This window comes from Marinomonas mediterranea MMB-1 (genome assembly GCF_000192865.1).
GTDB classification, from domain to species: Bacteria; Pseudomonadota; Gammaproteobacteria; order Pseudomonadales; family Marinomonadaceae; genus Marinomonas; species Marinomonas mediterranea.
Genome location: NC_015276.1, coordinates 4,068,961 through 4,092,044 on the forward strand (window position 1 = coordinate 4,068,961; position 23,084 = coordinate 4,092,044).

The 23,084-nt window shown below is 43.7% G+C and carries 28 protein-coding genes and 2 tRNA genes; 8 read left to right on the plus strand and 22 right to left on the minus strand.

Features of this window, described 5'->3' with window-relative positions; genetic code table 11:
* The first annotated feature begins 41 nt into the window (after positions 1 to 41).
* The gene (locus tag MARME_RS18530; RefSeq protein WP_013662800.1) at positions 42 to 548 is read left to right on the plus strand and encodes a DUF4875 domain-containing protein; all 507 of its coding nucleotides are present in this window, start codon (positions 42 to 44) and stop codon (positions 546 to 548) included.
* Between the two features lie 124 nt (positions 549 to 672).
* On the opposite strand, the gene MARME_RS18535 is transcribed toward MARME_RS18530, so the two are convergent.
* Complete coding sequence (locus tag MARME_RS18535) at positions 673 to 1,623, minus strand: hypothetical protein (protein ID WP_013662801.1); 951 nt, start codon at positions 1,621 to 1,623, stop codon at positions 673 to 675.
* 18 nt (positions 1,624 to 1,641) lie between these two features.
* Positions 1,642 to 2,691 carry a pentapeptide repeat-containing protein gene (locus MARME_RS21645; protein ID WP_013662802.1) on the minus strand — a complete coding sequence of 350 codons (1,050 nt, stop codon included), beginning with the start codon at positions 2,689 to 2,691 and terminating at the stop codon, positions 1,642 to 1,644.
* Positions 2,692 to 2,819: 128 nt separating this feature from the next.
* Here MARME_RS21645 and MARME_RS18545 point away from each other — a divergent pair, with 128 nt between their 5' ends.
* The 3 genes from MARME_RS18545 to MARME_RS21650 all read left to right on the plus strand — a co-directional run bounded on the left by MARME_RS18545 (position 2,820) and on the right by MARME_RS21650 (position 5,137).
* The gene (locus MARME_RS18545) at positions 2,820 to 3,902 is read left to right on the plus strand and encodes a hypothetical protein (protein ID WP_013662803.1); all 1,083 of its coding nucleotides are present in this window, start codon (positions 2,820 to 2,822) and stop codon (positions 3,900 to 3,902) included.
* 41 nt (positions 3,903 to 3,943) lie between these two features.
* Positions 3,944 to 4,486, plus strand: coding sequence for a hypothetical protein (locus MARME_RS18550; protein ID WP_013662804.1), 543 nt, complete (start codon positions 3,944 to 3,946; stop codon positions 4,484 to 4,486).
* Positions 4,487 to 4,735: 249 nt separating this feature from the next.
* Positions 4,736 to 5,137 (plus strand): tyrosine-type recombinase/integrase, encoded by a 402-nt coding sequence (locus MARME_RS21650; protein ID WP_083799816.1) that lies wholly within the window; start codon positions 4,736 to 4,738, stop codon positions 5,135 to 5,137.
* Between the two features lie 175 nt (positions 5,138 to 5,312).
* Here the strand turns inward: MARME_RS21650 and MARME_RS18560 are convergent.
* Positions 5,313 to 5,388: transfer RNA gene (locus MARME_RS18560), tRNA-Phe, on the minus strand.
* A gap of 71 nt (positions 5,389 to 5,459) precedes the next feature.
* Positions 5,460 to 5,535 (minus strand) — tRNA-Phe (locus tag MARME_RS18565).
* A 176-nt stretch (positions 5,536 to 5,711) separates the two neighbouring features.
* Here MARME_RS18565 and trmL point away from each other — a divergent pair.
* Positions 5,712 to 6,185 carry a tRNA (uridine(34)/cytosine(34)/5-carboxymethylaminomethyluridine(34)-2'-O)-methyltransferase TrmL gene (gene trmL / locus MARME_RS18570; RefSeq protein ID WP_013662805.1) on the plus strand — a complete coding sequence of 158 codons (474 nt, stop codon included), beginning with the start codon at positions 5,712 to 5,714 and terminating at the stop codon, positions 6,183 to 6,185.
* An 8-nt stretch (positions 6,186 to 6,193) separates the two neighbouring features.
* Positions 6,194 to 7,294, plus strand: coding sequence for a potassium channel protein (locus MARME_RS18575; protein WP_013662806.1), 1,101 nt, complete (start codon positions 6,194 to 6,196; stop codon positions 7,292 to 7,294).
* A gap of 92 nt (positions 7,295 to 7,386) precedes the next feature.
* Here MARME_RS18575 and MARME_RS18580 read toward each other — a convergent pair whose 3' ends face one another.
* The 13 genes from MARME_RS18580 to MARME_RS18635 form a co-directional block, all read right to left on the minus strand.
* Positions 7,387 to 7,926: a DUF924 family protein gene (locus MARME_RS18580; RefSeq protein ID WP_013662807.1), complete on the minus strand. Its 540-nt coding sequence runs from the start codon at positions 7,924 to 7,926 to the stop codon at positions 7,387 to 7,389.
* A 120-nt stretch (positions 7,927 to 8,046) separates the two neighbouring features.
* On the minus strand, positions 8,047 to 8,298 hold the full coding sequence (locus tag MARME_RS18585) for a YfhL family 4Fe-4S dicluster ferredoxin (RefSeq protein WP_013662808.1): 252 nt from the start codon (positions 8,296 to 8,298) through the stop codon (positions 8,047 to 8,049).
* A 59-nt stretch (positions 8,299 to 8,357) separates the two neighbouring features.
* On the minus strand, positions 8,358 to 8,846 hold the full coding sequence (coaD, locus tag MARME_RS18590) for a pantetheine-phosphate adenylyltransferase (RefSeq protein ID WP_013662809.1): 489 nt from the start codon (positions 8,844 to 8,846) through the stop codon (positions 8,358 to 8,360).
* 156 nt (positions 8,847 to 9,002) lie between these two features.
* A complete protein-coding gene (locus MARME_RS18595) occupies positions 9,003 to 9,545 on the minus strand; it encodes a YggT family protein (RefSeq protein ID WP_013662810.1) in 543 nt (180 codons plus the stop codon).
* Positions 9,546 to 9,554: 9 nt separating this feature from the next.
* Positions 9,555 to 10,376 carry a pyrroline-5-carboxylate reductase gene (proC, locus tag MARME_RS18600; protein ID WP_013662811.1) on the minus strand — a complete coding sequence of 274 codons (822 nt, stop codon included), beginning with the start codon at positions 10,374 to 10,376 and terminating at the stop codon, positions 9,555 to 9,557.
* A 40-nt stretch (positions 10,377 to 10,416) separates the two neighbouring features.
* Complete coding sequence (locus MARME_RS18605; RefSeq protein WP_013662812.1) at positions 10,417 to 11,118, minus strand: YggS family pyridoxal phosphate-dependent enzyme; 702 nt, start codon at positions 11,116 to 11,118, stop codon at positions 10,417 to 10,419.
* Between the two features lie 37 nt (positions 11,119 to 11,155).
* Positions 11,156 to 12,268, minus strand: coding sequence for a GGDEF domain-containing protein (locus MARME_RS18610; protein ID WP_013662813.1), 1,113 nt, complete (start codon positions 12,266 to 12,268; stop codon positions 11,156 to 11,158).
* Positions 12,269 to 12,519: 251 nt separating this feature from the next.
* Positions 12,520 to 13,800 carry a dihydroorotase gene (locus tag MARME_RS18615; protein ID WP_013662814.1) on the minus strand — a complete coding sequence of 427 codons (1,281 nt, stop codon included), beginning with the start codon at positions 13,798 to 13,800 and terminating at the stop codon, positions 12,520 to 12,522.
* 1 nt (position 13,801) lies between these two features.
* Positions 13,802 to 14,803 (minus strand): aspartate carbamoyltransferase catalytic subunit, encoded by a 1,002-nt coding sequence (locus MARME_RS18620; RefSeq protein WP_013662815.1) that lies wholly within the window; start codon positions 14,801 to 14,803, stop codon positions 13,802 to 13,804.
* Positions 14,800 to 14,937 (minus strand): hypothetical protein, encoded by a 138-nt coding sequence (locus MARME_RS22340; RefSeq protein WP_190273410.1) that lies wholly within the window; start codon positions 14,935 to 14,937, stop codon positions 14,800 to 14,802. Before MARME_RS22340 ends, MARME_RS18620 begins: the two co-directional genes overlap by 4 nt.
* Positions 14,938 to 15,020: 83 nt before the next feature.
* Positions 15,021 to 15,518 (minus strand): bifunctional pyr operon transcriptional regulator/uracil phosphoribosyltransferase PyrR, encoded by a 498-nt coding sequence (gene pyrR / locus MARME_RS18625; RefSeq protein WP_013662816.1) that lies wholly within the window; start codon positions 15,516 to 15,518, stop codon positions 15,021 to 15,023.
* A gap of 55 nt (positions 15,519 to 15,573) precedes the next feature.
* Positions 15,574 to 16,053: a Holliday junction resolvase RuvX gene (ruvX, locus tag MARME_RS18630; protein WP_013662817.1), complete on the minus strand. Its 480-nt coding sequence runs from the start codon at positions 16,051 to 16,053 to the stop codon at positions 15,574 to 15,576.
* A gap of 2 nt (positions 16,054 to 16,055) precedes the next feature.
* On the minus strand, positions 16,056 to 16,622 hold the full coding sequence (locus tag MARME_RS18635) for a YqgE/AlgH family protein (RefSeq protein WP_013662818.1): 567 nt from the start codon (positions 16,620 to 16,622) through the stop codon (positions 16,056 to 16,058).
* A 285-nt stretch (positions 16,623 to 16,907) separates the two neighbouring features.
* Between MARME_RS18635 and MARME_RS22345 the strand changes: the two genes are divergently transcribed.
* Positions 16,908 to 17,066 carry a hypothetical protein gene (locus MARME_RS22345; protein WP_013662819.1) on the plus strand — a complete coding sequence of 53 codons (159 nt, stop codon included), beginning with the start codon at positions 16,908 to 16,910 and terminating at the stop codon, positions 17,064 to 17,066.
* Positions 17,067 to 17,146: 80 nt separating this feature from the next.
* Positions 17,147 to 17,986, plus strand: coding sequence for a 2OG-Fe(II) oxygenase family protein (locus tag MARME_RS18640; RefSeq protein ID WP_013662820.1), 840 nt, complete (start codon positions 17,147 to 17,149; stop codon positions 17,984 to 17,986).
* A 207-nt stretch (positions 17,987 to 18,193) separates the two neighbouring features.
* Here MARME_RS18640 and MARME_RS18645 read toward each other — a convergent pair whose 3' ends face one another.
* From MARME_RS18645 to MARME_RS18665, 5 genes are read right to left on the minus strand one after another with little or no spacing between them, the layout of a single operon-like run.
* Complete coding sequence (locus MARME_RS18645) at positions 18,194 to 19,198, minus strand: branched-chain amino acid ABC transporter permease (protein ID WP_013662821.1); 1,005 nt, start codon at positions 19,196 to 19,198, stop codon at positions 18,194 to 18,196.
* On the minus strand, positions 19,195 to 20,151 hold the full coding sequence (locus MARME_RS18650) for a branched-chain amino acid ABC transporter permease (protein ID WP_013662822.1): 957 nt from the start codon (positions 20,149 to 20,151) through the stop codon (positions 19,195 to 19,197). Before MARME_RS18650 ends, MARME_RS18645 begins: the two co-directional genes overlap by 4 nt.
* Positions 20,144 to 20,863 (minus strand): ABC transporter ATP-binding protein, encoded by a 720-nt coding sequence (locus MARME_RS18655; protein ID WP_013662823.1) that lies wholly within the window; start codon positions 20,861 to 20,863, stop codon positions 20,144 to 20,146. Before MARME_RS18655 ends, MARME_RS18650 begins: the two co-directional genes overlap by 8 nt.
* Entirely contained in the window at positions 20,860 to 21,600 is a 741-nt protein-coding gene (locus MARME_RS18660) for an ABC transporter ATP-binding protein (RefSeq protein WP_013662824.1), read from the minus strand. Before MARME_RS18660 ends, MARME_RS18655 begins: the two co-directional genes overlap by 4 nt.
* Before the next feature lie 3 nt (positions 21,601 to 21,603).
* Entirely contained in the window at positions 21,604 to 22,977 is a 1,374-nt protein-coding gene (locus tag MARME_RS18665) for an ABC transporter substrate-binding protein (protein ID WP_013662825.1), read from the minus strand.
* Between the last annotated feature and the right edge of the window lie 107 nt (positions 22,978 to 23,084).

The following is a 23,084-nucleotide window of genomic DNA, read 5'->3' on the forward strand; positions in this document are numbered from 1 at the left end:
AAACATGCCCTCATTGCGGTATCGAAAAACCGGGAAAAAGCATGCGCGAAGCCGCTGGAGGTTGCTTAGTCTTTATCGTATTAGCTGCGATCGTTCTATTGTTCATGAAGTCATGCGGCGGAGACTCTCAAGAAGAGTTAGTTGAAAGCTTAGCGCCCAATGCTCAAGATTACGTTGTATTAGCTTCTGAAGAATACGCCACGCCGTCTGACAAAAAAGGACTGAAATTCACAATCTATTCCGAAGACTCTTATACCTTCGAAAAACGAGGCCAAACACTCATAAAGGCCGCTTACGATTTATTGGAAGATAAAGACCTATACGAAGTTGTCATTAGGCTTTCCGCGTTACCCTCTATTAAACCCAAATATATTCATGCCGGATTGATAAATTATCACCCTCATAAAGAAGACACTTGGGGCAATAAGAAAGAATACATTTGGAATGTAACCGCCAGCCCGAACAAGATCATAGATGGTCAGTTAGAAGAAGATGGTAAGCTTTATCCGCTCAAATACATGGCCGTAAAATCGTACCTAAAGAAATAAAGCTAGGCATAAGGCAAACACACAAAAAAGCGCGTGGCGCAACGATGCGTCACTTGTATTTCAACGGAGTCTAATTCAGATTTCGCAGGATGCTCACACTTTTAGCTGCGGGGTAATAGACAATTTAGAAAGGAATGAGCTCGTCATCGTCATCTAAAATTTGCTCAAATCCAGTAGTCTCACCTTTATCATTCAGAATGGCCCTCACTTTCACTCTTTCTGTTGTAAGGTGTTGAGAATATCCGTGAAGCCTGTCATAGAAATCAGACTTTAACTTATTAAATACATTACATTTATCATCTAGATATTTTTTCGACAAACAAAAATATTCTAAAGTATCTAGTATTGAAAGCATAAGGTAATAGTCATTCTGCAACCTGCCTTCTATAGAGCTATAGTCAAAGGACAGCCTTTCACCCACATAATAATCAGGAAAAACAAGCCTAGAAAAGCTATACATATTGTCTTTAAAGGCATAGGGTTTCCTATCAGGCATTATGTAATCCTCATCCCAAAAATCATTTAAACTTACTAAATGAAAATAAATTTTATGGAAAAAATTTTCGTACGATACTAGCCCATCATCAAGAATAGATGGATCACCTGAAGCTTGCATATCATCACAATAATATGAGAAATACGTATAATCATTTTGAGCGAATATATCTGTGTAAATATGCTCTTTTGATATGAATTTTATTTTTTCTCTCTTCTCTATATCAGATAAAAAATCCATAAAAATTCCGCGATGTTTTATGCAATTTTCAAATGAGTTCTTCTTATCTGTTGCTTCTATTTGTTTGTCAGAACGACTGATCTGAGCAGCCGTTTGAACCGAGCGGTGATGAGAGGCGACAAGGGCCACTAGAGGGAAAGCAAGCGAAGCAATAGCAAGAGGAAACTTTAAACGACCAATAGCATCGTTTACACAGGCCGATGTGAAGCACACCCGCAAGTCTTCATTAGTAAAGTCCGCAATGCCGATAGCAGTTGCAACTAAAACACCAGTGCCTATCGGCCCCCATAGCGCCCACTTGAACCACTTTAGTTCCGTAAGAGTCTTATCGTGCGCCATACTGCATCCTTGGTTGGGTTAATTGATTGTTTCTGGGAGAAAGTGGAAAGCGGGAGTTTCGCCGTTTAGTAAGTTCACAGCTGCGCGTCTATTCTGCGTAGACTTCATTAGATCAAGAATAGGTTTGCCACAGGCTAGCTCTTTATCTCGGTAAGTTAGGTACCAGTTTTTGGCTTTTTTAAGATTCGAGCAAAGCTGATCTACATTTTCATCAGACACAACCTCAGATCCCAACTTTACCTCAAACAAACGCGCTAACAACAAATTCGCTTTAGACAAATTCGCGCCAATCAAATCCGCTTCAGACAAATACGCGCCAGAAAAATTTGCTGCCATAAACCTAGCACCAGACAAATTCGCGCCAGTCAAATCCGCTTTAGACAAATACGCGCCAGATAAATTTGCTACCATAAAGCTAGCACCAGACAAATCCGCACCAAACAATGCCGCACCAGATAAATTCGCAAAAGACAAATCCGCACCAGGTAAATTCGCTCTAGACAAACCCGCACCAGATAAATTCGCTCTATACAAATTCGCCTCGGACAAATCCGCATACATCAAATTCGCATGAGACAAATCAGAACCTCTTAACTTAGCCTTTTGGAGTTCCACCCCACGCAAATAGGCTCCTTGCTGGTCTTCTTCTACCGAAAGGTCTATCCCTGTTAACGGTTCATTAATATTGTTCAAATATTCTAGCGCTTCTTTTTTGCCGCTGTTACCAGGAGCCTTAGTCGTAAGAAGTTGCCACGCCGCCACCTTGCGACCTTGCTCCGCACTCTCTTTAGAAAGCTTCATGTCATCACGAGCCAGTTTTAGAGCCTCGATGTTTCGCTGGCGATCTTGGTAATCGAAGATTATGCCAACTAATGTCACAATCAGTAGAAAAGAACTCAGGGCTTGGAATATGCGGGTAAAGTGCCAGCTGTCTAACCAATCGGCAAAGCGGTGAAGCTTTCCTTTCTCCGGCTCTTCTTCCGTAATGCAAACTTTCTGCACCTTAGTCGGAGCCAACTGCTCTTGGCGCCTTTTTAGAAATGGATGCTCTTTTGTGTAGCGTGGCATGGTACGTCCTTGATCTATGGAGACTTCCTATATCACTGAATTGATCAAATATTGTCAAGGGCTGATTGGTTTATGGTATAAAAGACAATCAACTTTGTGTGTACGTGCTCAAGGAGGGTTCTCGGATTATGGCACAAGCAAATTTTGAGTACGAAGCGATTCGTTACTTAGTCGATAAATGTGGGCTTTATGAATCTGTTTATCAAGGTGAACAACAAGTGATGGTTCGTAACTCTAGCCCTCTTTGCCTTGATATAAAAGAGCTGCTTGCTGAAATTAAGAAATGGGCGATTGATTCAGGCAAAGCCTTTGGCAACACCTGCCCTAACGGGATGAGCCTTTCTAATCGTGTTTTTTGCTATGACATTACGGAGTACAATGGCACCTATCTCGCAGCTTTTTGGAATGAAGTACCAAAAGGAAAGCGTGGCGTGGGTACTTTACCTAAAGATAAGCCAGTAAAAGACCAAGTACCAAGCAACGCAAAAATATCACCGTCCGACATTCCAGGTTACATGACCTATTTCTTATTCGCTCCCAAATACAACAATATGTTCTTGCCAATCAAGCTACGTCAACCTGGCGAAACGGCGAACAATCTAGCAACCTCAAACATGAAGCAATACTTACTCAATTATATTCGCGACCATTCTGAATATCGTATAAAGTCTGAAAATGGCAGTTACACTTTCTCAGACAAACCACGAGGTACGAAAAATCGCCTGCCTCACAGTTCTTTAACACCTCGCCTAGATTGGACGAAAGTCAAAGATGATGCAGACTTAGAAACCGTATTTGCCAACGCAAGTTCAGTCACCAAATTGACTTACAAATTCAATCAACCAGACAAAATTAAGAGTAAAGCAAACAAACGTTTATTTAGTATAAAGCAAGCGGTTCAAGACGTTAAAGATCACGATAAACACCTAGACCCCCGTAGAGAGATTGAAATGATTATTCCTGTTACTGGCATCAGCAAACAAGAATTAGACGAGCTTGTTCGAGACTTCGAAGAATACGACAAAACACAAGCTTTCAACGTCGGTTTCAAACTGCAAAAAGACAGTCGCGAATACTGGCTCGACAAAACCTACCGAAAGAAAGATGGACGATTGATGGTTATGGTGCAGCCTAAAAATAATGACTTCCCTATTTTGAAAGATTTACATCAAAAGCTCTTCAGCGAGCTGGAGAATTTCTTAGCGAGCTAGTCAAAAAACACTATAATGAACAGGGAAGATTGAGGTGTACTATGACGAATTTCATTGTCCAGCTATTAGCAAGTGAGAAAGGAGTAGCTTGGCTATCTGGCCTTTCTTGGGTTGTGATTTTCGGCGCAGCTATCCTTTCCTTTCTGCCAGGCATGGATGTTCAGGCAATGGATCTTATTTCCATTTCAAATAGTATGATCACTATATCTGCCATCATTTTTGGAATAATGGGTGCGTGGTTATCTTTGGTCAAAGTCGAATACCGAGAACAAATCAAAGAAAAGGTCCCTAAACGCGAAAACGTGCAAGATATCCTCAACAAAGCAGAGAACTTAAGCGGTATTATCACAACAAGCTGTGTGATTCTATTTATCTGTATCATCTATAATTTTGCCTACTATGTTTTCTCGAACTACGCGTTCTTTCAATCTATAAAGTCTGAATTAAAAGGCTTGTCGCTCTCAGTATTGGTGTTTCTTGGAGGTATTCAAATAAGATTACTGATTGCCATTATGTGGAGCGGTGTTGATCATGTGCTTGATCTTTATTCCTTAAAAGATCAGCTAGAAGATGAAAGGGATTAAAGCTAACTTTTTTACAAAGTTGAATCACAACAAAGCCCTCATTGCGCTTAAACTCGCCCTATCAATATTTTATACACTATAGTGAAAAAATCTAAACAAAGTTAAAGGATAAATAATGAACCTCGGAGTAGTTCGAGTTGGCGAGACAATGGGGCTTGACGCAGACAAGTCGCAAATGGACTGATTCACTTTACCAAGACGAAGAATTCACACGCTCGTGCTGTACCAGTTTCAGTCGCGCTTGAGCTTATGATAAAAAGCGACCGATCACGCCCGAATTTTGGTCACATGTTTGCAGGAAGCTGCTCGCGGGCATTTCGATCTGCGATCGCCGATGCTGAAATATTTTTGCCAAGAGGCCAGCTAACTCACGTTATGCGCCACACCTTTGCTGTGCATTTTATGCGAGACAAAGGCTCGATCTTTGATCTACAGAAGATTCTTGGCCACAAAACGCTAAAGATGACTTTGCGCTATGCGAAGTTCCACCCAGACTATCTCACTGATGCTATTCACAAGAACCCGACTCGCTTTAATGCAGCGAGACGGGATCGAAATCGCAGTTTAATAATATGGACACTTTTGGACACCGCTCATTCTCGGAGCGGTTCTGAAAAAAATGTTTTGCGTGTGATTATCTCTCTTTCTTAGACTAGCTTAGAAATGAACTATCATGGCCACTTTACGAAAGTTGCACCAAAGTAGACAAAAATTCATGGACACTTTGTGGACACTGGCACAAGTTGCAGACAGGAAGGGTAATAAATTTTAGACATAAAAAAAGCCCTAATGCCATACTATATATAGGCTTTAGAGCTTCTAATAATGGTGCCCAGAGGCGGAATCGAACCACCGACACGAGGATTTTCAATCCTCTGCTCTACCGACTGAGCTATCTGGGCAAAAAAGATATGCACTTACTTAGTGAAAAAGCACACATAAAAAAACCAGCAATTTGCTGGATTTTAAATAATGGTGCCCAGAGGCGGAATCGAACCACCGACACGAGGATTTTCAATCCTCTGCTCTACCGACTGAGCTATCTGGGCAAGTGCGGCGTATTATAAACAAGGTTTTATCAGGGTCAATACTTTTTTCGATTTTTTTAACAATCACTTAGGAATAATAAGCAATCTGCCTGTCTTCATCGTGCTTTCTTAGCTTGACTATTCGCAGCCTATATCCCCTCTGGTATGATGCTATGAATTTTATAGAGAGTTAATTCATGCTTCATATTGTACTGTACCAGCCAGAAATTCCGCCCAATACAGGAAACGTCATTCGCCTATGCGCCAACACTGGCTATCAGCTACATTTGATCGAACCATTTGGGTTCGATCTAGACGATAAAAAATTAAGAAGAGCGGGGCTTGATTATCATGAGTTCACTCATGTTAAAAAGTACGCTAATTGGGACGCCTTTATCGCCCAAAACGAGAACATTGGTACTCTATACGCACTCACCACGAAAGGAAGTCGTACCCATAGCGAGGCCGAGTTTAAAGAGAACGACGTGTTGGTGTTTGGGCCAGAAACGCGCGGCCTGCCTGCTGAGTTTATTGAAGCGCTTCCTAAGCCTCAGCGCCTAAGACTTCCAATGCAAGCGGACTCGCGAAGCTTAAACCTTTCCAATACCGTTGCTGTTATGGTGTACGAGTCTTGGCGTCAACTTGACTATAAAATGTCTTCTACGGATTAATCAATGGTATGAATTCTCTCGGATTATTCTTAAAAAAGAAAAGTCATGGCCGACAACGCTATAAAAAAATTGTGTATCAGCATGCAATAAAAGACTTACGACGACGCTTTGTCATGTTAGCAGCGATCATCGTAATACATAGCATCGCAATGGTCTTCTTCGAAGACTTAAATTGGTGGCAAGCCTTTTGGCTAACGATGACCTCCGCCAGTACGACAGGGTATGGCGACATCTCTGCGGCGACATTCTGGGGGCAACTGACCACCATTGTTCTTATATATGGTTTAGGCATCACACTGCTGGCCCAAATCGCCAGTGATTACGTTGAACTACGTTTGATTCAGCGCGATATGCGTGTCAAAGGCAAAATGGAGTGGAGCACTATGCGCGATCATTTACTTATTATTAATACCCCAGCATTACATACAGAGCGTTATCTAAAACTGCTCATAACACAAATAAGCAATACTCCTGAGCTAGAAGATACGCCCATCCAAATTTTGACCCCGCACTTCCCCGACGGACTCCCAGAAGAGCTACGTGAAATGGGTGTGGTGCATCATACTGGAGATGCAACGGAACCTGGGAAACTTGAATCAGCTGGCGTAGACAAAGCCAAATACATTATCGTCTTATCACCAGACAGTCAGAACGACCACAGCGACAGTATCGTCTTTGATACACTTCATAGAGTTCACGAAACGGGCGCTAGCGCCTTTCTACTAGCAGAAGCGGTCAATGACCTTAATAGAGATCGATTTAGAAAAGCGGGAGCAAACGCGGTTATACGCCCTATCAGAGCATACCCTGAGATGTTGGTAAGGTCTTTAATCGCACCTGGCACCGAACAAGTTCTGGAGAACTTATTTCGATATCAGGGAGACCATACGGTTCGCATCGATGTAAATTTATCCAATGTCACTTGGGCGGAAATCGTGACTCGGTTAATTCAGGAGAATATCGGTACCGCTCTAGGCTACGAAAATGAATTTGGCAACATCGTCACGCATCCAGATACACATGCTTCCATTACCGCACGATCACTAATTGTACTCGTGGGTGACGATACAAACCTACCATCAGGATCCAAGATAAAAGCCCTGTTTTAAATATTGCTCTGACATACTTACTGCTCGTTTAAGCGATAGAGCAGTAAGTATGCTTTAAGCCCATAAAATCACGTAACCCCAAGCTGTTATTTTTAAAAAGACGAATCAGGCTCGCTCAAGAAGGCCGCTTCTTCTAGGCTACTTGGTCGCCCCAAAAGCGCATTCCGATGCGGATACCGTCCAAAACGCTCAATGATCACTTTATGCTTCAATTCAAACTCATAGTTATGCTCCAGCCCCGGTTGACTGAAAAGCCTCATCGCCTCATCGTGAATGACCAGCGACTCGCTGTGCATATAGGGCATATATAGAAAACTTCGCTGTATTAGGGGTAACTGCTGGTCTAACGCCAATGAGACCGCCTCTTGCGCCAGCACCAGCGCCATCGGGTCCTGTGAAAAAGCACGCGGTGTATCTCGGTAAATGTTTCTGGAAAACTGATCAAGCACTATGATCTCCGCCAGACGACCAATAGCAGAACTCCGCCATAGATAAAGTTCACCTTTCGCGGCTTTTTCTAGCACTTCACCAAACAATTCCGTGAGTTTACGATCAAATTCAACGTCTTTTTTATACCATTGCTCTGGTGTACAAGACTCGAACCACAACTCAATCACATCATTTGCTAACATGGCGTCACCTTTTATCGGTAAAGTTGGTTTTAAACGAAAGTACCACAAAACCAGTAGGCACAAAAAAGCCAGACTACTGTCTGGCTTGATCGTAATTATAGATGGCTTTTCGAAGTTCGGTTAGAGCTGACCCGTTAATACCAAATACTTTTCCATGAGCTCTTCTTCTGTTTCGACGTAATCTTTGTCTTTAGGTATACAATCAACTGGGCACACTTGCACACATTGTGGCTCATCATAATGGCCTACACATTCAGTACATTTGGCAGGATCGATTACATAAATTTCTTCACCCTGACTGATTGCCTCATTTGGACATTCAGGCTCACAGACGTCGCAGTTTATGCATTCATCGGTAATGATTAGAGACATGATACTCCCCTCAAATTTGAACTGGCGCTAGCCTATCATAAACTTACTGAAAGTCGTTCTTACTTAGCATTCTGATAATGCTCTTTTAACACTTTTTCCACTTCTGGATGAACAAACTGCCCAAAGTCACCGTCTAATGAGGCGATCTCACGCACAAGTGTCGATGAGATATAGGAGTGTTTTTCTGAAGGTGTTAAGAACAAACTTTCTACGTCAGGGGCAATAACGCGGTTCATATTCGCAAGCTGAAACTCGTATTCAAAGTCAGATACTGCCCTCAGGCCACGTACCACTACTTGCCCATTTACAGAGCGAGTAAACTCCGTTAGCAAATTATCGAAGCCAACCACTTCGACGTTATGCAAGTGACCAAGCACGTTTTCAGCCAGTTCAATACGTAGATCATGGGAGAGCGCTGGGCGCTTCTTGGGGCTCGCTGCGACAGCAACAATGACTTTAGAAAACAGCTTGGCAGCGCGTTCTACTAAATCTGCATGGCCATTGGTAATAGGATCAAATGTGCCAGGATAAACCGCAATCGTACTCATAACTCTCATCCGAATTATTATAAATAAGAAAGTTGAGAACTATCGTCGCGTGACATTCCCAATTTAAGGGGCGCATCATAAAGGATTACGCCCCGCTTCTCAATTCCTATGCTAGATACTGAGCATACAAAAATTCAATACCGTGCTTAATACAGTTTAGATCACATACGGTCTTATGAAATTCTGCAATATCGTAATAGCGAGAAAAATAAAGATTGGCGATAAATCCAACCCGCCTAGACTCGGCAAAACTTTATGGCAAGCACGGTAAAGTGGTTCACATATTTGACGAACAATCATTGCACCTGGGTGATCCGCATGCGGAGCAATCCAGCTTAAGATAACCGTAATAATAACAGCCCAAAAATACAACTGCAGAAGGTTATAAAACAAGCCCGCGATAGTATAGATAACGTAATGAGCAGGCGTCGAATTAAATCCCGCAATCATTAAAATCAAGAAGACCATTGCAAACTGGACAGCCAAAGCCAACACAACAGATGCGGTATCAAGACGTCCAATTGGAGGGATAACTTTACGCAAGGGCAACAATATTGGGCTGGTTGCTTTCACAATCGCCTGACTAATTGGGTTGTAAAAATCAGCTCGACTTAATTGCAAAAGCAGCCTTAGCATTACAACAAAAAGATACAGGCTACCTAAGGTTTTTACGACTAAAATAAACGGATCACCGCCCATGACACACTCCTAACTTTTCGCCATTTCTTCGGCTAATTCTTTAGAACGCTTTACGCAAGCACGCATCGCATCGTCCATTACTTTATCTATATTGGCGTCGTTGAGAGAATTCAATGCCTGTTCGGTTGTTCCATTTGGCGACGTAATATTGATACGTAGCTGGGCAATAGATTCGTCCAATTCGGTCGCCATTTTTGCAGCACCTAACATAGTTAACGACGCGAGTTTTCGACTGTCTTCTTCGGTCATGCCCTGATCTACGCCTGATTTAATCATAGATTCCAACACTCGGAAAAAATAGGCTGGTGCACTGCCAGACAACGCCGTTACTTGATGCATTTGCTCTTCATTGTTGACCCAAACACAGTCACCAAAGCTTTTAAACACCGTCGAAATCCATTCTTTTTGCTCAACCGAAGCAACTGTGTTCGCAACTAATCCGCTCGCTCCACAATTAACCAACGCAGGTGTATTTGGCATACTTCTGACTACAGCAGCTGATACTGGTAACCAAGACTCAATGGACCCAATCTCTACGCCTGCCGCAACAGAGACAAACATTTGGCGGGGCGTAATAACCTCAGCAGCTTGCTCTAAGACACTTCGAACCTGATTCGGCTTCACGCATAAAAACACAACATCGGCCGCTGCAATGGCATCGGTATTCGACGTCATCATGGTTAGGCCGAATTTTTCTTCGAGTGCGGCGAAAGAGTCGGTATTAAGCGATGTACCGCAGATTTTATCACTGGGATAACCACTTGAGACCAAACCACCAATAATGGCAGAGGCCATATTACCCACACCAATAAACGCTATACGTAAAGACATTCAGTATCCTTTAATAATTTTTAAGTTCTAGGGCGAATTATCAGTTAGATGTTGAGTAATCACGCGCCCCAAAAATGGACGTTCCTACACGTACTAAAGAGCTTTTTGAAGCAATAGCAGCAGGAAGGTCTCCAGACATGCCGATCGACAGCGTATCGACGTGTAAGAACGCTTCAACTAGCGCTTCATACGCCTCAGTAAGTGGTCGGTAAACATCAATTTGTGCTGCTTCACTTTCTTGAGGAGCAGGAATTGCCATCAGCCCACGAAGGACTATATTAGGTAAAGAATTGACTAAATCAACCATCTCACCCAACTCACTTAACGCAATTCCTGATTTACTTGATTCTTGGCTAATATTAACCTGAATGAGTACATTTAGCGGTGGCTTAGATATGGGTCGCTGTTCACTTAAACGTCGAGCAATTTTTTCCCTGTCAACGGTATGAACCCAATCCATTGTTTCCGCTATTTGACGCGACTTATTCGATTGGATAGGCCCAATAAAATGCCACACTATGCCTGGATAATTTTGCAGTTCTCCGTACTTGGACACCGCTTCTTGAACATAATTTTCACCAAACAAACGCTGTCCAGCTTCGTACGCTTCAATAATGGCTTCTATTGGTTTAGTTTTACTTACGGCAAGCAGATTAACGCTATCTTCGATACGATTATAGCGGGTCTCAAGCGTATGAATATCGTGTTTAACACGAGAAAGATTATCTGAGATCTGAGTCATGACTCATGCCCTATGAACACACTCTAACGAAAAGCCACTATAGGTCGTAAGCATCATCCATCGTCTTTAGAAAACGCCCATGATACTCAATACGATACCCAACTGGCTGATCCACCTGATCTGCCGCTGCATGTGCAGCAATGTACAGCGCATCTAGGGTAGATTGTTCAGGATAAAAAGCAACGCCTATTCCGACATTACCTCGAAAAGAGCTGTCTTTTCGGAATGCTTCACTTGATAAGGCTTTATAGATTTTGTTCGCAATGATCTCAGCGTCGTCTAAGTGCCCGATTCGAACACCGGTTAAAAAGACATTGTCGCTATAACGTGAAATCAAATCATTATCACGTAATGTTTCTTGTAAAACGGTGGATAAAGTTTTTAGGTTTTCTGACAACACAGGGCCATGCAGCTTCACGCACAGTACCGCCAATCGTTGAAAATTCCGTCGAGCATCCTTAAGAATCAATTCAAGACTGGTGTCAAACATCGCATCACGTAACAAGCCAGTTTGTTCATCATAATGCTCAGAGATCAATAACTTTCGATCAGCATTTTTTCGTTCAAAACCGGCCTTGATCCACTTCCCCATTCCTTTGAGGCTTTGCTCAACCATGAACTCAGTAATGTTCTCAGACAGCGTCTCGTGATCAAAAAAGAGAGCGACGGTTAACCAATTCCCGTCATGATCCTGAACACTGTGCATCCAACAGCCCGAAATGCCTTCATTTGATAGAAATTGATGCCAATCTATCCAATCCGACTGACTACTGAGGTTATCTATGCGAACAAACGGACGAGAAGGGCTAGCGGCAAATGTAAGCAACGCTTGAGGAACACTAATGACCTCACCAATCGTATTACATACGCTATTTGACCATTCTTTATGGTTCTCAATACGCCAGTGCGCCAAGTCTTTATCACACCAAAGCAAACACGGCCTGACACGAGGAAAGAATTGCTTAAATTTCTCTACAAGAAAGGACAGCATTGAATCTTGACGAGCTCCTCTTGCAACCATGTAAAGCAGTTCTTCTTCCTGCCTCCTTACGTTGCTAAGGAAATCGAGTTCCAGCTTCAGGCGATGAATATCCTCGGCTTCAGACCTACTCGAAGTGGAGTGCAATAGCTCTGGCGAATTGTCTACCATGTACGTTTATCAGCCTTATTAGTTCACAATACTCATAGGTTAATATGCTCAAATAAAAAGTAAAGCAATGAAACCGATCAAGAATACGCAAGGTTTTGTAACCAATAACAGTAATCATATTGACTATTTATTGAGAAGACACTCCGTAACAATATGTATACGGAGTGGTCTCTTTATCTACAAAAAAGATTGGCGTATTTACGATTTATAGCTTACTTCATATTCTTATTATCGACGATACACGATTAGACTTAACCATGAAAACTATAAATACATTGACCGGACACATAAGTTTGCGTGACTCGTCCCGTTAATTCTACGCCATCAAAGGCCGAATTATGACCTTTAGAACGTCGAGAACTATCATCCCATACCCACGTTTGCGTACTATCAAATAAGATAAAATCTGCAAAGCTGCCCGGTTTCAAAGAGCCTGCTTCTAAACCAAAACACGAGGCAGGGCCACAAGTTAGCGTTTTAATCACATCCGTCAAACTCAAATCCCCTTCATCCATCAGCTGTAACGCCAAAGGCAGTAAGATTTCCACATTTGCCATGCCAGGCTCTGTCGCAGCAAATGGGGCGACTTTCGCCATTTTTTCATGTGGCTGATGGTCGGAGCAAATGGAACGAATTGCCCCCCGCTTTATCCCTTCGATAAGAGTCAAACGATCATTTTCTGAACGTAAAGGCGGTATCACATGGAATTGACCGTCAAACTCATTCAGAACTTCATCTGTCAGCAACAAATTATGAAGCGCAACATCTGCCGTGACAGGCAAACCAGATTCTTGTGCATCCGCTATCATTTCAACAGACTTCGCACATGATAAACGAGCGAAGTGCGCTCTTACGCCTGTTTTTTCTACCAACAACAGATCACGCATCAAGGCAATTGTCTCTGCCGTTTCAGGAATACCTGCCAAGCCGTGAACCGTAGACATCATGCCTTCATGAGCGCAACCGCCCTCAGACAGACTAGACTCGTCTGGATGAAAAACAACCAGCAAATCGTGAGTCGCTGCGTACTCTAAAGCACGAGACAGTACTAAAGTATTACGCATGGGCCTTCTGTGATTTGAAAGCGCGACACAACCTGCATCCGTTAGCGCAACCATATTGCTAAGCTGATCGCCTTGCAAACCTTTGGTTAACGCACCAATAGGAAATACATTGGCCATTCCAGCCTGATCGGCTTTGTCTTGAATTAACGCGGCAACCGCTGGGGTATCGACAATAGGCTTTGTATCTGGAGGCGACACCAATGTTGTCACACCGCCCGAAATCGCAGCACGCCCTTCAGTCGCTATGTTGCCTTTTTGCGTATAGCCAGGTTCTCGTAACGCAACGGCAATATCCACCAGCCCAGGTAAAACCCATCGATCAGCAGCGTCAATGATTTCATCCGCGTCAAAGCCCTCAGGAGCTTCACCAATACTGACTACTTTATGATCTTCAATAAATACATCGATCACAGCATCAAGGTCTTGGCTTGGGTCGATTACACGACCATTTATAATCCGAAGTTTCATCTTAAGCTTCTACTCCCAATCCACCTTGTTGTTCTTGCACCTGACCACTCATAGCCATCGACAATACGGCCATTCGAACAGCGATACCATTGGTCACTTGATTGAGAATCACCGACTTTTCGCCATCTGCCACTTCTGAGGATATCTCAACACCGCGATTAATTGGCCCTGGGTGCATAACGATGGCATCAGGTTTAGCCCAAGATAGTGCCTCTTCTGTTAAACCGTAAAGACGGTAAAATTCGCTTTCACTCGGTAACAAGGCACCAGACATACGTTCTTTTTGAAGTCGTAGCATTACGATGACATCAACGTCATCCAAACCCGCAGACATATCATGACAAATCGTTGCACCAAGATCTTTAAAGTAAGAAGGAACCAAGGTCTTCGGTCCAACTAGACGAACCTCTTCAACGCCCAAGGTGGTGAGGGCATGGATCTGAGAGCGGGCAACACGTGAATGAAGAATATCTCCGACAATCGCGACTTTAAGACCTTCAAACTGACCTTTATGGCGGCGAATAGTCAACATATCTAACATCGCCTGAGTCGGGTGCGCATGACGACCGTCTCCCGCATTGATGATAGCGACATTGGGAGTGCAGTGCTCCGCAATAAAATGCGCCGCTCCACTGTCCGAATGTCGAACAACGAACATATCACTTTGCATTGCTTCAAGGTTTTGAAGTGTATCCAACAAAGATTCTCCTTTTGACGTCGCTGATGTCTCAATGTTGAGATTAATAACGTCAGCAGACAAACGCTTAGCTGCCAGTTCAAATGTAGTTCGAGTACGAGTGGAGTTTTCAAAGAAAAGGTTTACGACTGTCTTCCCACGAAGAAGAGGGACTTTCTTAACCGATTGTTCTCCCATTGAGAGAAACGAGTCAGCCCGATCAAGAATTTCAGTTAGAATGGTTTTATTCAACCCGTCCAAGGTTAAAAAGTGCTTTAGCTGACCATGTTCGTTTAATTGTAACGCCCTAGGGTCGGATCGCATCATAATTTGCTTTCCTCAAACTGCAATACAGTATTCATTACTGTGTAGATAGGAAAATGCCCAGCATCATTTTGATATGACGCCATCAACGTGATGACTAACAATACGATAAAGAAGCTGGGCATTAAGTGGTACATCTGATCACCACATGTTTATACCTATATTGTCGTACGTGGCGTGCAAAAAATAAAGCGAGATTAATAGCTTTAAACGGTTTCTATCACTTTGTATCGATTATCGACACAGTAAGTGGATCAGGCCCGCTCAACTTGACTCTTTGGTCAGCTGAAAGCGTTAATTTCTCACCAACAATATCCGCTTGAATAGGCAGTTCACGATGATTCAAGTCGTACAAAATGGCCAACGATATACTTGCTGGTCGACCAAAATCGAATATCTCATTCATGGCTGCTCGTATTGTCCGTCCCGACATTAAAACATCGTCAACCAAGATCACGTGACGGTCTTCCAATGCGGGTAGCTGTGTATGACCTACTTTCGGGTTTAGACCTGCTCGAGTAAAGTCATCCCGATAAAACGTAATATCCAGCGTCGCTAGAGGTTCTTGTGTTTTTACACTGTCTATCAACTCATTGGCGACCCAAACACCACCAGAATGAATACCAACCAGGACAGGATTATCGATATCCTTTTCCTGACAGTACTTCGCAATCTGATCTTTCATTGACGTAAGCGCTTTGTCTAAATCCAAATTCATTAATACTGTTACCTTGTCTATTAAACAGATAAGTCGATTAAACTGACTCGTCTTTTCACTGATTAGTTTGTTCGGCAAACCAGGTTTCTATAATCAACTGAGCAGCTAACCCATCGACCGAATTTTCTTTGAAATTTCGATGACCACCCTGAGCAATAACCTGACCTTTAGCGTCATACGACGATAGCCTCTCGTCCATCATATGGTATGGACGGTTATAACGTCCATGCAATCGTTTAGCAAACTTACGAGCTCTTTGACACATCTCATTTTCGCTGCCATCCATATTTAATGGCAAGCCAACAACAAAACAATCTGGCTCCCATTCAGCAACGAGTTTCGCAATAGTATCCCAGTTGGGAATACCTTCATTGGCCTTTAATGGTGACAAAGGGCGGGCCGACATTGTTACATTCTGCCCAATAGCAACACCAATTCGCGTTGTACCAAAATCAAACCCCAATACAGTTTTCGCTATATTGGGGCTTGCTTCATTTGTTTTTTCACCTTGTATCGAAGATGATTCTTCTATCATTTTTAACTGTGTCCCATATCTGGCGATAACCAAGTCATATCCACACCAAGTACCTTAGTTGCCGCACTGAACTGCATATCACTTGGGGTATTAAATAATACGTCTAAGTCGGCCTCACATACCAGCCAATCATTATTGGCTATTTCACTTTCTAGCTGTCCTTCGTCCCAGCCGGCACATCCGAGCGCAATTCGATACATGGATGGGCCATTGCCAATCGCAATATTTTCTAAAGTCTCAAGAGCCGCTGACAAATTCACTTCATCAGTGACGCACAGCGAGTTGCCCCAACTTTTATCCGACGTATGCAATATAAAGCCTCGCTCTGATTCGACAGGGCCGCCAACATAAATGGGTTCAGACGCTAATCTAGGCGCTTCTACTTTCATTCCTAAATGATCAGCGAGTTCGGTAAAATCAATGCTAGAAGGGCGATTAATGACGATTCCCATCGCTCCCTCTTCTGTATGTTCACATAAATACACCACGGTATGCTCGAAATCTGGGTCATTCAAATGTGGCATGGAGATCAAAAAATAGTTCTTTAAAGACTGGAATGTATTGTTCATAAACTACCCTCTATACTGTGAGACGAAAGCGTTTCGTCAGGGTCAATTTTTAACTACCTCAATAAAAACAATTTTGTAAGCTTCTCTATACTCTACGAAAGTAGGCGACTGTCTAGCACCTGCCTTAAATCCGAGTATAGGCTAAGCTTGAGATAACCCCATAAGAAATAGTGTATTTTTTCTTAAACGAGGACTCAGCCCTCTTCAAATCTGACACAATAGCCTTTAATATGACCATTCGGACAACATTAAATCAGCGAACAAACATAGCGAGCACAAATTGCAATGTCTTTACTAACCGTCAAACAACAGCAAGCGACACGACCTTATATGGCCTATGCATTGCGTTGCGAAAAAAGTTTGGTTATGTCGTTGTGGTCGCATCAATATCAGGCTGAGACAGTCGATTTGCGTTACTTTTTTCACAAAGGGTGGTCATCCTAGAACCTCTGTTTTTTTCCTAGCTATGAAACAAAAAACAATGACACGAGCACTTGCTCGAAGCCGATTAGGATTTAAAAACCATGAAATTAGAAGCGATCGATTATCAAAGCCCCAACGCCGCAGAAGAGTTTGTAACGTCACTGAGAGAAACAGGATTTGGCGTCCTTAAAAATCACCCTATCCGAAAAGAGCTTGTCTCTTCCATATACGATAATTGGCAATCTTTTTACAACAGCGCGGACAAAGAAAACTACCGTTATAATGTTGGGACACAGGATGGATACTTTCCACCTGATGTCTCTGAAACCGCTAAAGGTCATTCTAAAAAAGACATTAAAGAGTATTTCCATTACTACCCTTGGGGGCAGTGTCCGAAAGAACATAAAGACGAATTAGCGCAATACTACTCAGAAGCCAATACCCTAGCGGAAGAATTACTAAAATGGGTAGAACAGTATACGCCTACAGACATCGCACAACATTATTCCCAATCCCTGTCGAGCATGATTGAAAACAGTGATCAAACCCTACTGCGTGTGCTGCACTATCCACCACTTAAAGGTGACGAAGAACTGGGTGCGATTCGAGCAGGAGCACATGAAGACATAAACTTACTGACTATCTTACCCTCAGCAAACGAGCCAGGGCTGCAGGTAAAAGCGAAAGATGGTAGTTGGATGGATGTTCCGTGTGACTTCGGCACGTTAATCGTTAACATCGGAGACATGCTACAAGAAGCGTCTGCCGGCTATTTCCCATCTACCTCCCACCGCGTTATCAACCCAGAAGGTGCAGACAAAACGAAATCTCGTATTTCTTTGCCTCTGTTCCTTCACCCAAAACCAGAAGTCGTTCTTTCCAAGCGCCATACAGCGGGTAGCTACTTACACGAACGATTAGTGGAGCTTGGGGTCATTTGATCCGCTTTCTCTCGTCACAATAACCTTAAGTTCAATTGAGCTTCGCCTAGCACAATTGAACTTAAGGTAAACCAACTACGATCAGAAATGGAACACAGTCGCGCCTTTGTCTTAACATCACCGATGCGACTGTGTGCTTAAACAACCGTGCCCCTTAAACAACTGTGTCCTAGTTCAAGCTAACGCGGCATTAGAAGGATGAAGGTTTTACGGTTTACTTCGACGAACCAATTTCACACCAGTTTGAATCAGAGAGACACCTTTACGCGCTTGCAACTCCCCGCAAATGCCTTTCGGTAAGTACAAAGCGAATAGGACTGCTACGGCCCCCAGTCCAGCCAAATACCAAGCACCAAAATCACCAAACACTTCTTGGAGTATAAAGAACAAAATCGCGCCAATAATAGGCCCTTCAAACGTCCCTAAGCCGCCAACCAATACCATAAATAGCATAAAGACAGTCCATTGAACACCAAAATTGGTACGAGGCTGAAACGTGATCGCTGTAGAAAGCCAAATACAACCTGCAAAAGCACATCCTACCGCAGCAATCACAAAGATAATCCGCTTGGTAGATTCAACTTTAATCCCGACAGATCGCGCCGCTTCCTCATCGTCCCTGATTGCCTGAGCCGCCGCACCAAGGCGGCTTTTTAATAACACCAACACGCCTCCAGAAAACACCACAAATACACTCAAGCTAAACCAAAAATTCAAACTACGCCGAAGCTCTGGTTCATAGGCATTCATAGCCAATAAAGAAGTACCTGTTTCTCCCTGAATAATCGGGTCAAACATCACAAAGATACGAATAACCTCAGCGATGACCCACATAGCAATCGCGAACTCACCGCCTTTCAGGTTTAAAACGAAAAAGGATATGAGATAAGCGATAACAGCAACAGCTAACGATCCTATAATAAACGCGCCATAGGGGTTCATATCAGCCATAACAAGGCGAATAGCAAAGTACGCGCCTAGACCAAAGAAAGCTTGTTGACCAACTGAAACTAACCCAGCGAAGCCCGCCAAAAGGTTCCACATCATGGCAAGAACGATATAAATCATCAACATAGTGACTTTATCGATAATCTGACCGTCAGCATAAAAAGGTAACAACGCAAGACACACAACAATGAGCGCAGCCACTTTAAACGTCAGTCTGCCTTTTGCGTCCCATGACTCCACCGTCATTGATTGTTTATTTATCATTGTGAAGCCCCTCGCTCTTTTACAGGCGTTATGTTTTTCTCAGCGGTACGTTTGTCAGAAGAGAAAGAAGATAGATATGCTCTCCAGCCACCGACATGAAGCGCTTTTTGATTTAAGAATCGAACACCTAATACAAGGAGAAAAAGAGAATGCCCTGCTAACTGAAACCATTGAGGATCGAAGAACGCACCGACACTTTGTGCCACACCAAGTGCAATGCCTCCTAACAAGGTTCCCCATAGTGAGCCGATACCGCCAATAACAACCGCCTCAAATGCAAAAATAAGCTGAGCCGGACCTGAATAAGGCGCAATAGAAGCGCGCATAGCGAGCATTACCCCGGCAATTGCAGACAAAACAAATGCGATGCCTGTAATTTTTCGATACACCTCTGCCGAGTCAATGCCACATAGTTGAGCCGCTTCAGGGTCTAACGCGGTTGCGCGAACCGCTCGACCAAACCTAGACAAGCTCAATACGATCTGCAATCCCACCAGAGTCACGACAGCAATAACAAATACGATAACAGGCAGTTTCCCGACACTAATTTCGTCGGTCAAATCCCAACTGTCCCAAGAAAGGTCGCCAATATAATCAGCAAGAGAACGAATATCCGAACCGAAACCTGCAAACAATCCATTTTGAATAACCGCAGCCAGACCAAAAGTCGTCAAAAGTGGCAGAAGAAAACCGCCCCTTTGAGTCCGATCAAACACGTATTTCTGTGTTAACCAGCCCAGTACATACATGATTGGAATAGCGCCTATCATTGCAAACCAAGGCGACATATTGAAATACTCAACTCCCAAGAGCACGATAAACGCACCAAGAATTGCATTATCTCCGTGTGCAAGGTTAATAAAACGCGCCACACCAAACATAAGAGAAAGCCCAGCTGCCAGAATGGCGTAATACCCACCTAACAAGGTTCCTTGCAATAGAGCATCAAGCATCCGCACCCTCCTCAACACCGAAATACGCGGCGTAAATATCTTTTTTATCGAGTGTCGATGACTTCCCTTCCAGCTCAATGCTTCCTTCTAACATGCAAATCGTATGATCAGAAAACGTAATGGCTCGGTTCAAATCTTGCTCCACTATAATAAAAGTAACATCGAGCTTTTGTTTCAAATGATCCAGCGACTCATATAATTCACCAATGGCGATGGGTGACAGCCCAAGCGAAACCTCATCTATCAGCAAAATCGTAGGGTTGCTCATTAACGCTCGTCCTATTGCAACACTTTGGCGCTGACCACCAGAGAGGCCACCAGCGCGTTTATTAACGATCGACTTAAGTCCCGGCAGTGCGTCAACGACTTTATCTAACACCCAGTCGCCTTTACGACCATGTTCAGCAGCCACCATGAGGTTTTCTTTGACCGTCATATCCGAAAACAGCCGCCGCCCTTCGGGCACCATCACAAGCCCCTTCTCAACTCGACGATTCGCGCTCACATTATCAATAGCGTCTCCATCCAATAGGACGGAACCAGAAACAATGGGATGAACCCCAGAAATCGCTCTAAACAGCGTCGTTTTCCCTGCACCGTTAGAGCCGACAATAGACAGCACATCTCCTTTTTCAACGGAAAACGAAACGCCTTTTACAGCGTTGAGTAAGCCATGATTGGCAACAAGGTTCTCTATACTTAACATACTCATTGAGCCACCTCCGAGCCGAGGTACGCCTGCATAACTTGCTTATCAGCCATCACCTCTTTGGGCAGCCCTTGCGCAATCACTTGCCCAGAGTCCATACACACAAGTCGGTCAATCACTTTTAACAAGGCATGGAGTATGTGCTCTATCCAAACAACAGTAATACCATCCTGTTTGAGCTCTAAGATCAGTGACACTAACTGTTGTAATTCCGCTTCGGTTAACCCACCACCAATTTCATCCAGCAATAATATGTCAGGCGACGTTGCTAGTGCCCTAGCCAACTCTAGGCGCTTTCGATCTAAAAGCCCTAAAGATGTCGCTGGACGATTCGCAATCGCCGTCATGCCAGCCTTTTCCAGCGCGTCAATTGCAAGACATTCTATTTTTGTTTTAGTCAACTTACGCCCACTACCAAAATTCGCTGCGACCATCACGTTCTCAAATACACTCATTCCAAGAAAAGGTCGTGGTATTTGATGGGTACGAGCAATACCAAGCCGACATCGGCGAGCCGAGTCGTGCTTTAGTATTGAATTGCCTCCTAGTTGAATATCACCTGACGAAGGATCTAACGCCCCAGCCAATACCCCAAACAGCGTTGTTTTACCCGCGCCATTTGGGCCAACAATGCCAACCGCCTCACCTTTATGGACTTCAAGATCGACGTCCGCCAGCACTTGAAACGCACCGAAATACTTATTGATTCCCTTCGCGTTAATCAAACACGTGTTTCGCATACATTAGCCTCCCAGCTTATAGCGCGTCATCGTACCGGTCAGCGGAACAGAAGGAAGGTTCGCATTTGATACAATCGGCAACTCAAGAGGCCAAGGTCCTTGCTTGGATTTCATCCACTGAACCCCGACCAAACCCGCTCTGGCACAGTTCGGCGCAGGGCCATTTTTAAAGTCAACACGGCCCACCGCTGTATCCGCTTGGAGCTGGGACAAAGCCGTCGCTAGTGCGACTTTATTTTTAGGATCATTAGATTGAACTAAGGCACTGATGGCAGCATCAAAGAGTGCTGCATTGGCACCGACTTGCTGATTCCATTGCTTATCCATCGTTTTCTCAAAGCCATCGGCTATTTCTGCACAACTAAGGCCTGTAGACAGAGAGGTAAATGGAAAATCTTTATGCCAATAAGCACCTGAATGTAAGCCGTAACCCAGTTTCCCCATTGACTCAATCTCAGCCGGAAATAAACCCGCTTTTGCGAGCTGTGCTACCTTCACTTTTTTCGCAAGACCTTTTTGGGCGGCTTGACGCCAAAAGACAGGAAAATCTGGGGGGAATGGAAAGGTATTAAATATTTCACATTTTTCTTTTTTAAACAGATTAATTTGCTGAGTAAAATCACTTGTGCCGTTTTCATACAATCCAGCATCTACGACAGTAAACCCTTCTTTTTCCAAGGCTGGCAACAATAGCCCTCGGATGGCATTACCGTCCGCATCGTTTGGCAATAAGGCTCCCACTCGCTTATTCGTATCCACTTTCTGCCACTGATCAATATAAAGCTGTGCAAAATCCATCACACCGAAACAGAAATGATAGGTCCATTTAAAAGGAGACGCCTGCCCTGGAATTCCTCCTCGGCCAAAATAGAAACTCTCCCACGGTGCCGTTGTTGAAAGACAAGGAACACCGGCGGCTTCACAAGCATCAGCCACTGGGTTTACAGTTTCAGGTGTCGACGACGTGAGCATAAAATCAATGTGGTCCCCATCGATCAGTTCCTTAGCTTTTAAACTAGCGCCAATGGAATCAGAACGCGTATCACCTATAATAATGTCTAACGCGTATTTCACGCCGTCAATCGTTAAGCCCTGAGAAAATTGACGCATTACTTGCTCTACTAAAAACTCGTCCCCCTCTCCAAATACACTAAGCGGTCCAGAGCGCGGGCTGATAAAGCCAATTTTGATCACTGGATCTGAGCTAGCACGTGCTGCAGAGGAAAAAACCGTAAAACCAGCTGGCAATACGCTGCTACCTAAGGCAACCCCCATACCCCCTAAAAATTTACGGCGGGAGAGAGGTGACTGCTTCAACGCCTTATCTGACGTGTTGCAATCTGACATTTGTCTATTGGGCAAGTCTCTATCTGACATAGGTGAACTCCGTTATTTTTATTATTGGAAAGTCCTAGTGGACACGAAAGCATGTCAGCAAGCACTGTGCCGATTTATTATCCCAATCTAAACGCGGTGTCAGTAAA

What these genes read in the sequence shown, in the direction of transcription:
- MARME_RS18665 (WP_013662825.1), bottom strand. Translation starts at nt 22,977, where the DNA reads ATGTCAGATAGAGACTTGCCCAATAGACAAATGTCAGATTGCAACACG.
- pyrR (WP_013662816.1), bottom strand. Translation starts at nt 15,518, where the DNA reads ATGAATTTGGATTTAGACAAAGCGCTTACGTCAATGAAAGATCAGATT.
- coaD (WP_013662809.1), bottom strand. Translation starts at nt 8,846, where the DNA reads ATGAGTACGATTGCGGTTTATCCTGGCACATTTGATCCTATTACCAAT.
- MARME_RS18580 (WP_013662807.1), bottom strand. Translation starts at nt 7,926, where the DNA reads ATGTTAGCAAATGATGTGATTGAGTTGTGGTTCGAGTCTTGTACACCA.
- MARME_RS22340 (WP_190273410.1), bottom strand. Translation starts at nt 14,937, where the DNA reads ATGTACCACTTAATGCCCAGCTTCTTTATCGTATTGTTAGTCATCACG.
- MARME_RS18585 (WP_013662808.1), bottom strand. Translation starts at nt 8,298, where the DNA reads ATGTCTCTAATCATTACCGATGAATGCATAAACTGCGACGTCTGTGAG.
- MARME_RS18535 (WP_013662801.1), bottom strand. Translation starts at nt 1,623, where the DNA reads ATGGCGCACGATAAGACTCTTACGGAACTAAAGTGGTTCAAGTGGGCG.
- proC (WP_013662811.1), bottom strand. Translation starts at nt 10,376, where the DNA reads ATGTCTTTACGTATAGCGTTTATTGGTGTGGGTAATATGGCCTCTGCC.
- trmL (WP_013662805.1), top strand. Translation starts at nt 5,712, where the DNA reads ATGCTTCATATTGTACTGTACCAGCCAGAAATTCCGCCCAATACAGGA.
- MARME_RS18620 (WP_013662815.1), bottom strand. Translation starts at nt 14,803, where the DNA reads ATGATGCGATCCGACCCTAGGGCGTTACAATTAAACGAACATGGTCAG.
- ruvX (WP_013662817.1), bottom strand. Translation starts at nt 16,053, where the DNA reads ATGATAGAAGAATCATCTTCGATACAAGGTGAAAAAACAAATGAAGCA.
- MARME_RS18605 (WP_013662812.1), bottom strand. Translation starts at nt 11,118, where the DNA reads ATGACTCAGATCTCAGATAATCTTTCTCGTGTTAAACACGATATTCAT.
- MARME_RS18615 (WP_013662814.1), bottom strand. Translation starts at nt 13,800, where the DNA reads ATGAAACTTCGGATTATAAATGGTCGTGTAATCGACCCAAGCCAAGAC.
- MARME_RS18610 (WP_013662813.1), bottom strand. Translation starts at nt 12,268, where the DNA reads ATGGTAGACAATTCGCCAGAGCTATTGCACTCCACTTCGAGTAGGTCT.
- MARME_RS18635 (WP_013662818.1), bottom strand. Translation starts at nt 16,622, where the DNA reads ATGAACAATACATTCCAGTCTTTAAAGAACTATTTTTTGATCTCCATG.
- MARME_RS21645 (WP_013662802.1), bottom strand. Translation starts at nt 2,691, where the DNA reads ATGCCACGCTACACAAAAGAGCATCCATTTCTAAAAAGGCGCCAAGAG.
- MARME_RS18575 (WP_013662806.1), top strand. Translation starts at nt 6,194, where the DNA reads ATGAATTCTCTCGGATTATTCTTAAAAAAGAAAAGTCATGGCCGACAA.
- MARME_RS18545 (WP_013662803.1), top strand. Translation starts at nt 2,820, where the DNA reads ATGGCACAAGCAAATTTTGAGTACGAAGCGATTCGTTACTTAGTCGAT.
- MARME_RS18550 (WP_013662804.1), top strand. Translation starts at nt 3,944, where the DNA reads ATGACGAATTTCATTGTCCAGCTATTAGCAAGTGAGAAAGGAGTAGCT.
- MARME_RS18595 (WP_013662810.1), bottom strand. Translation starts at nt 9,545, where the DNA reads ATGGGCGGTGATCCGTTTATTTTAGTCGTAAAAACCTTAGGTAGCCTG.
- MARME_RS18655 (WP_013662823.1), bottom strand. Translation starts at nt 20,863, where the DNA reads ATGAGTATGTTAAGTATAGAGAACCTTGTTGCCAATCATGGCTTACTC.
- MARME_RS18530 (WP_013662800.1), top strand. Translation starts at nt 42, where the DNA reads ATGCGCGAAGCCGCTGGAGGTTGCTTAGTCTTTATCGTATTAGCTGCG.
- MARME_RS22345 (WP_013662819.1), top strand. Translation starts at nt 16,908, where the DNA reads ATGTCTTTACTAACCGTCAAACAACAGCAAGCGACACGACCTTATATG.
- MARME_RS18650 (WP_013662822.1), bottom strand. Translation starts at nt 20,151, where the DNA reads ATGCTTGATGCTCTATTGCAAGGAACCTTGTTAGGTGGGTATTACGCC.
- MARME_RS18660 (WP_013662824.1), bottom strand. Translation starts at nt 21,600, where the DNA reads ATGCGAAACACGTGTTTGATTAACGCGAAGGGAATCAATAAGTATTTC.
- MARME_RS21650 (WP_083799816.1), top strand. Translation starts at nt 4,736, where the DNA reads ATGATAAAAAGCGACCGATCACGCCCGAATTTTGGTCACATGTTTGCA.
- MARME_RS18645 (WP_013662821.1), bottom strand. Translation starts at nt 19,198, where the DNA reads ATGATAAATAAACAATCAATGACGGTGGAGTCATGGGACGCAAAAGGC.
- MARME_RS18640 (WP_013662820.1), top strand. Translation starts at nt 17,147, where the DNA reads ATGAAATTAGAAGCGATCGATTATCAAAGCCCCAACGCCGCAGAAGAG.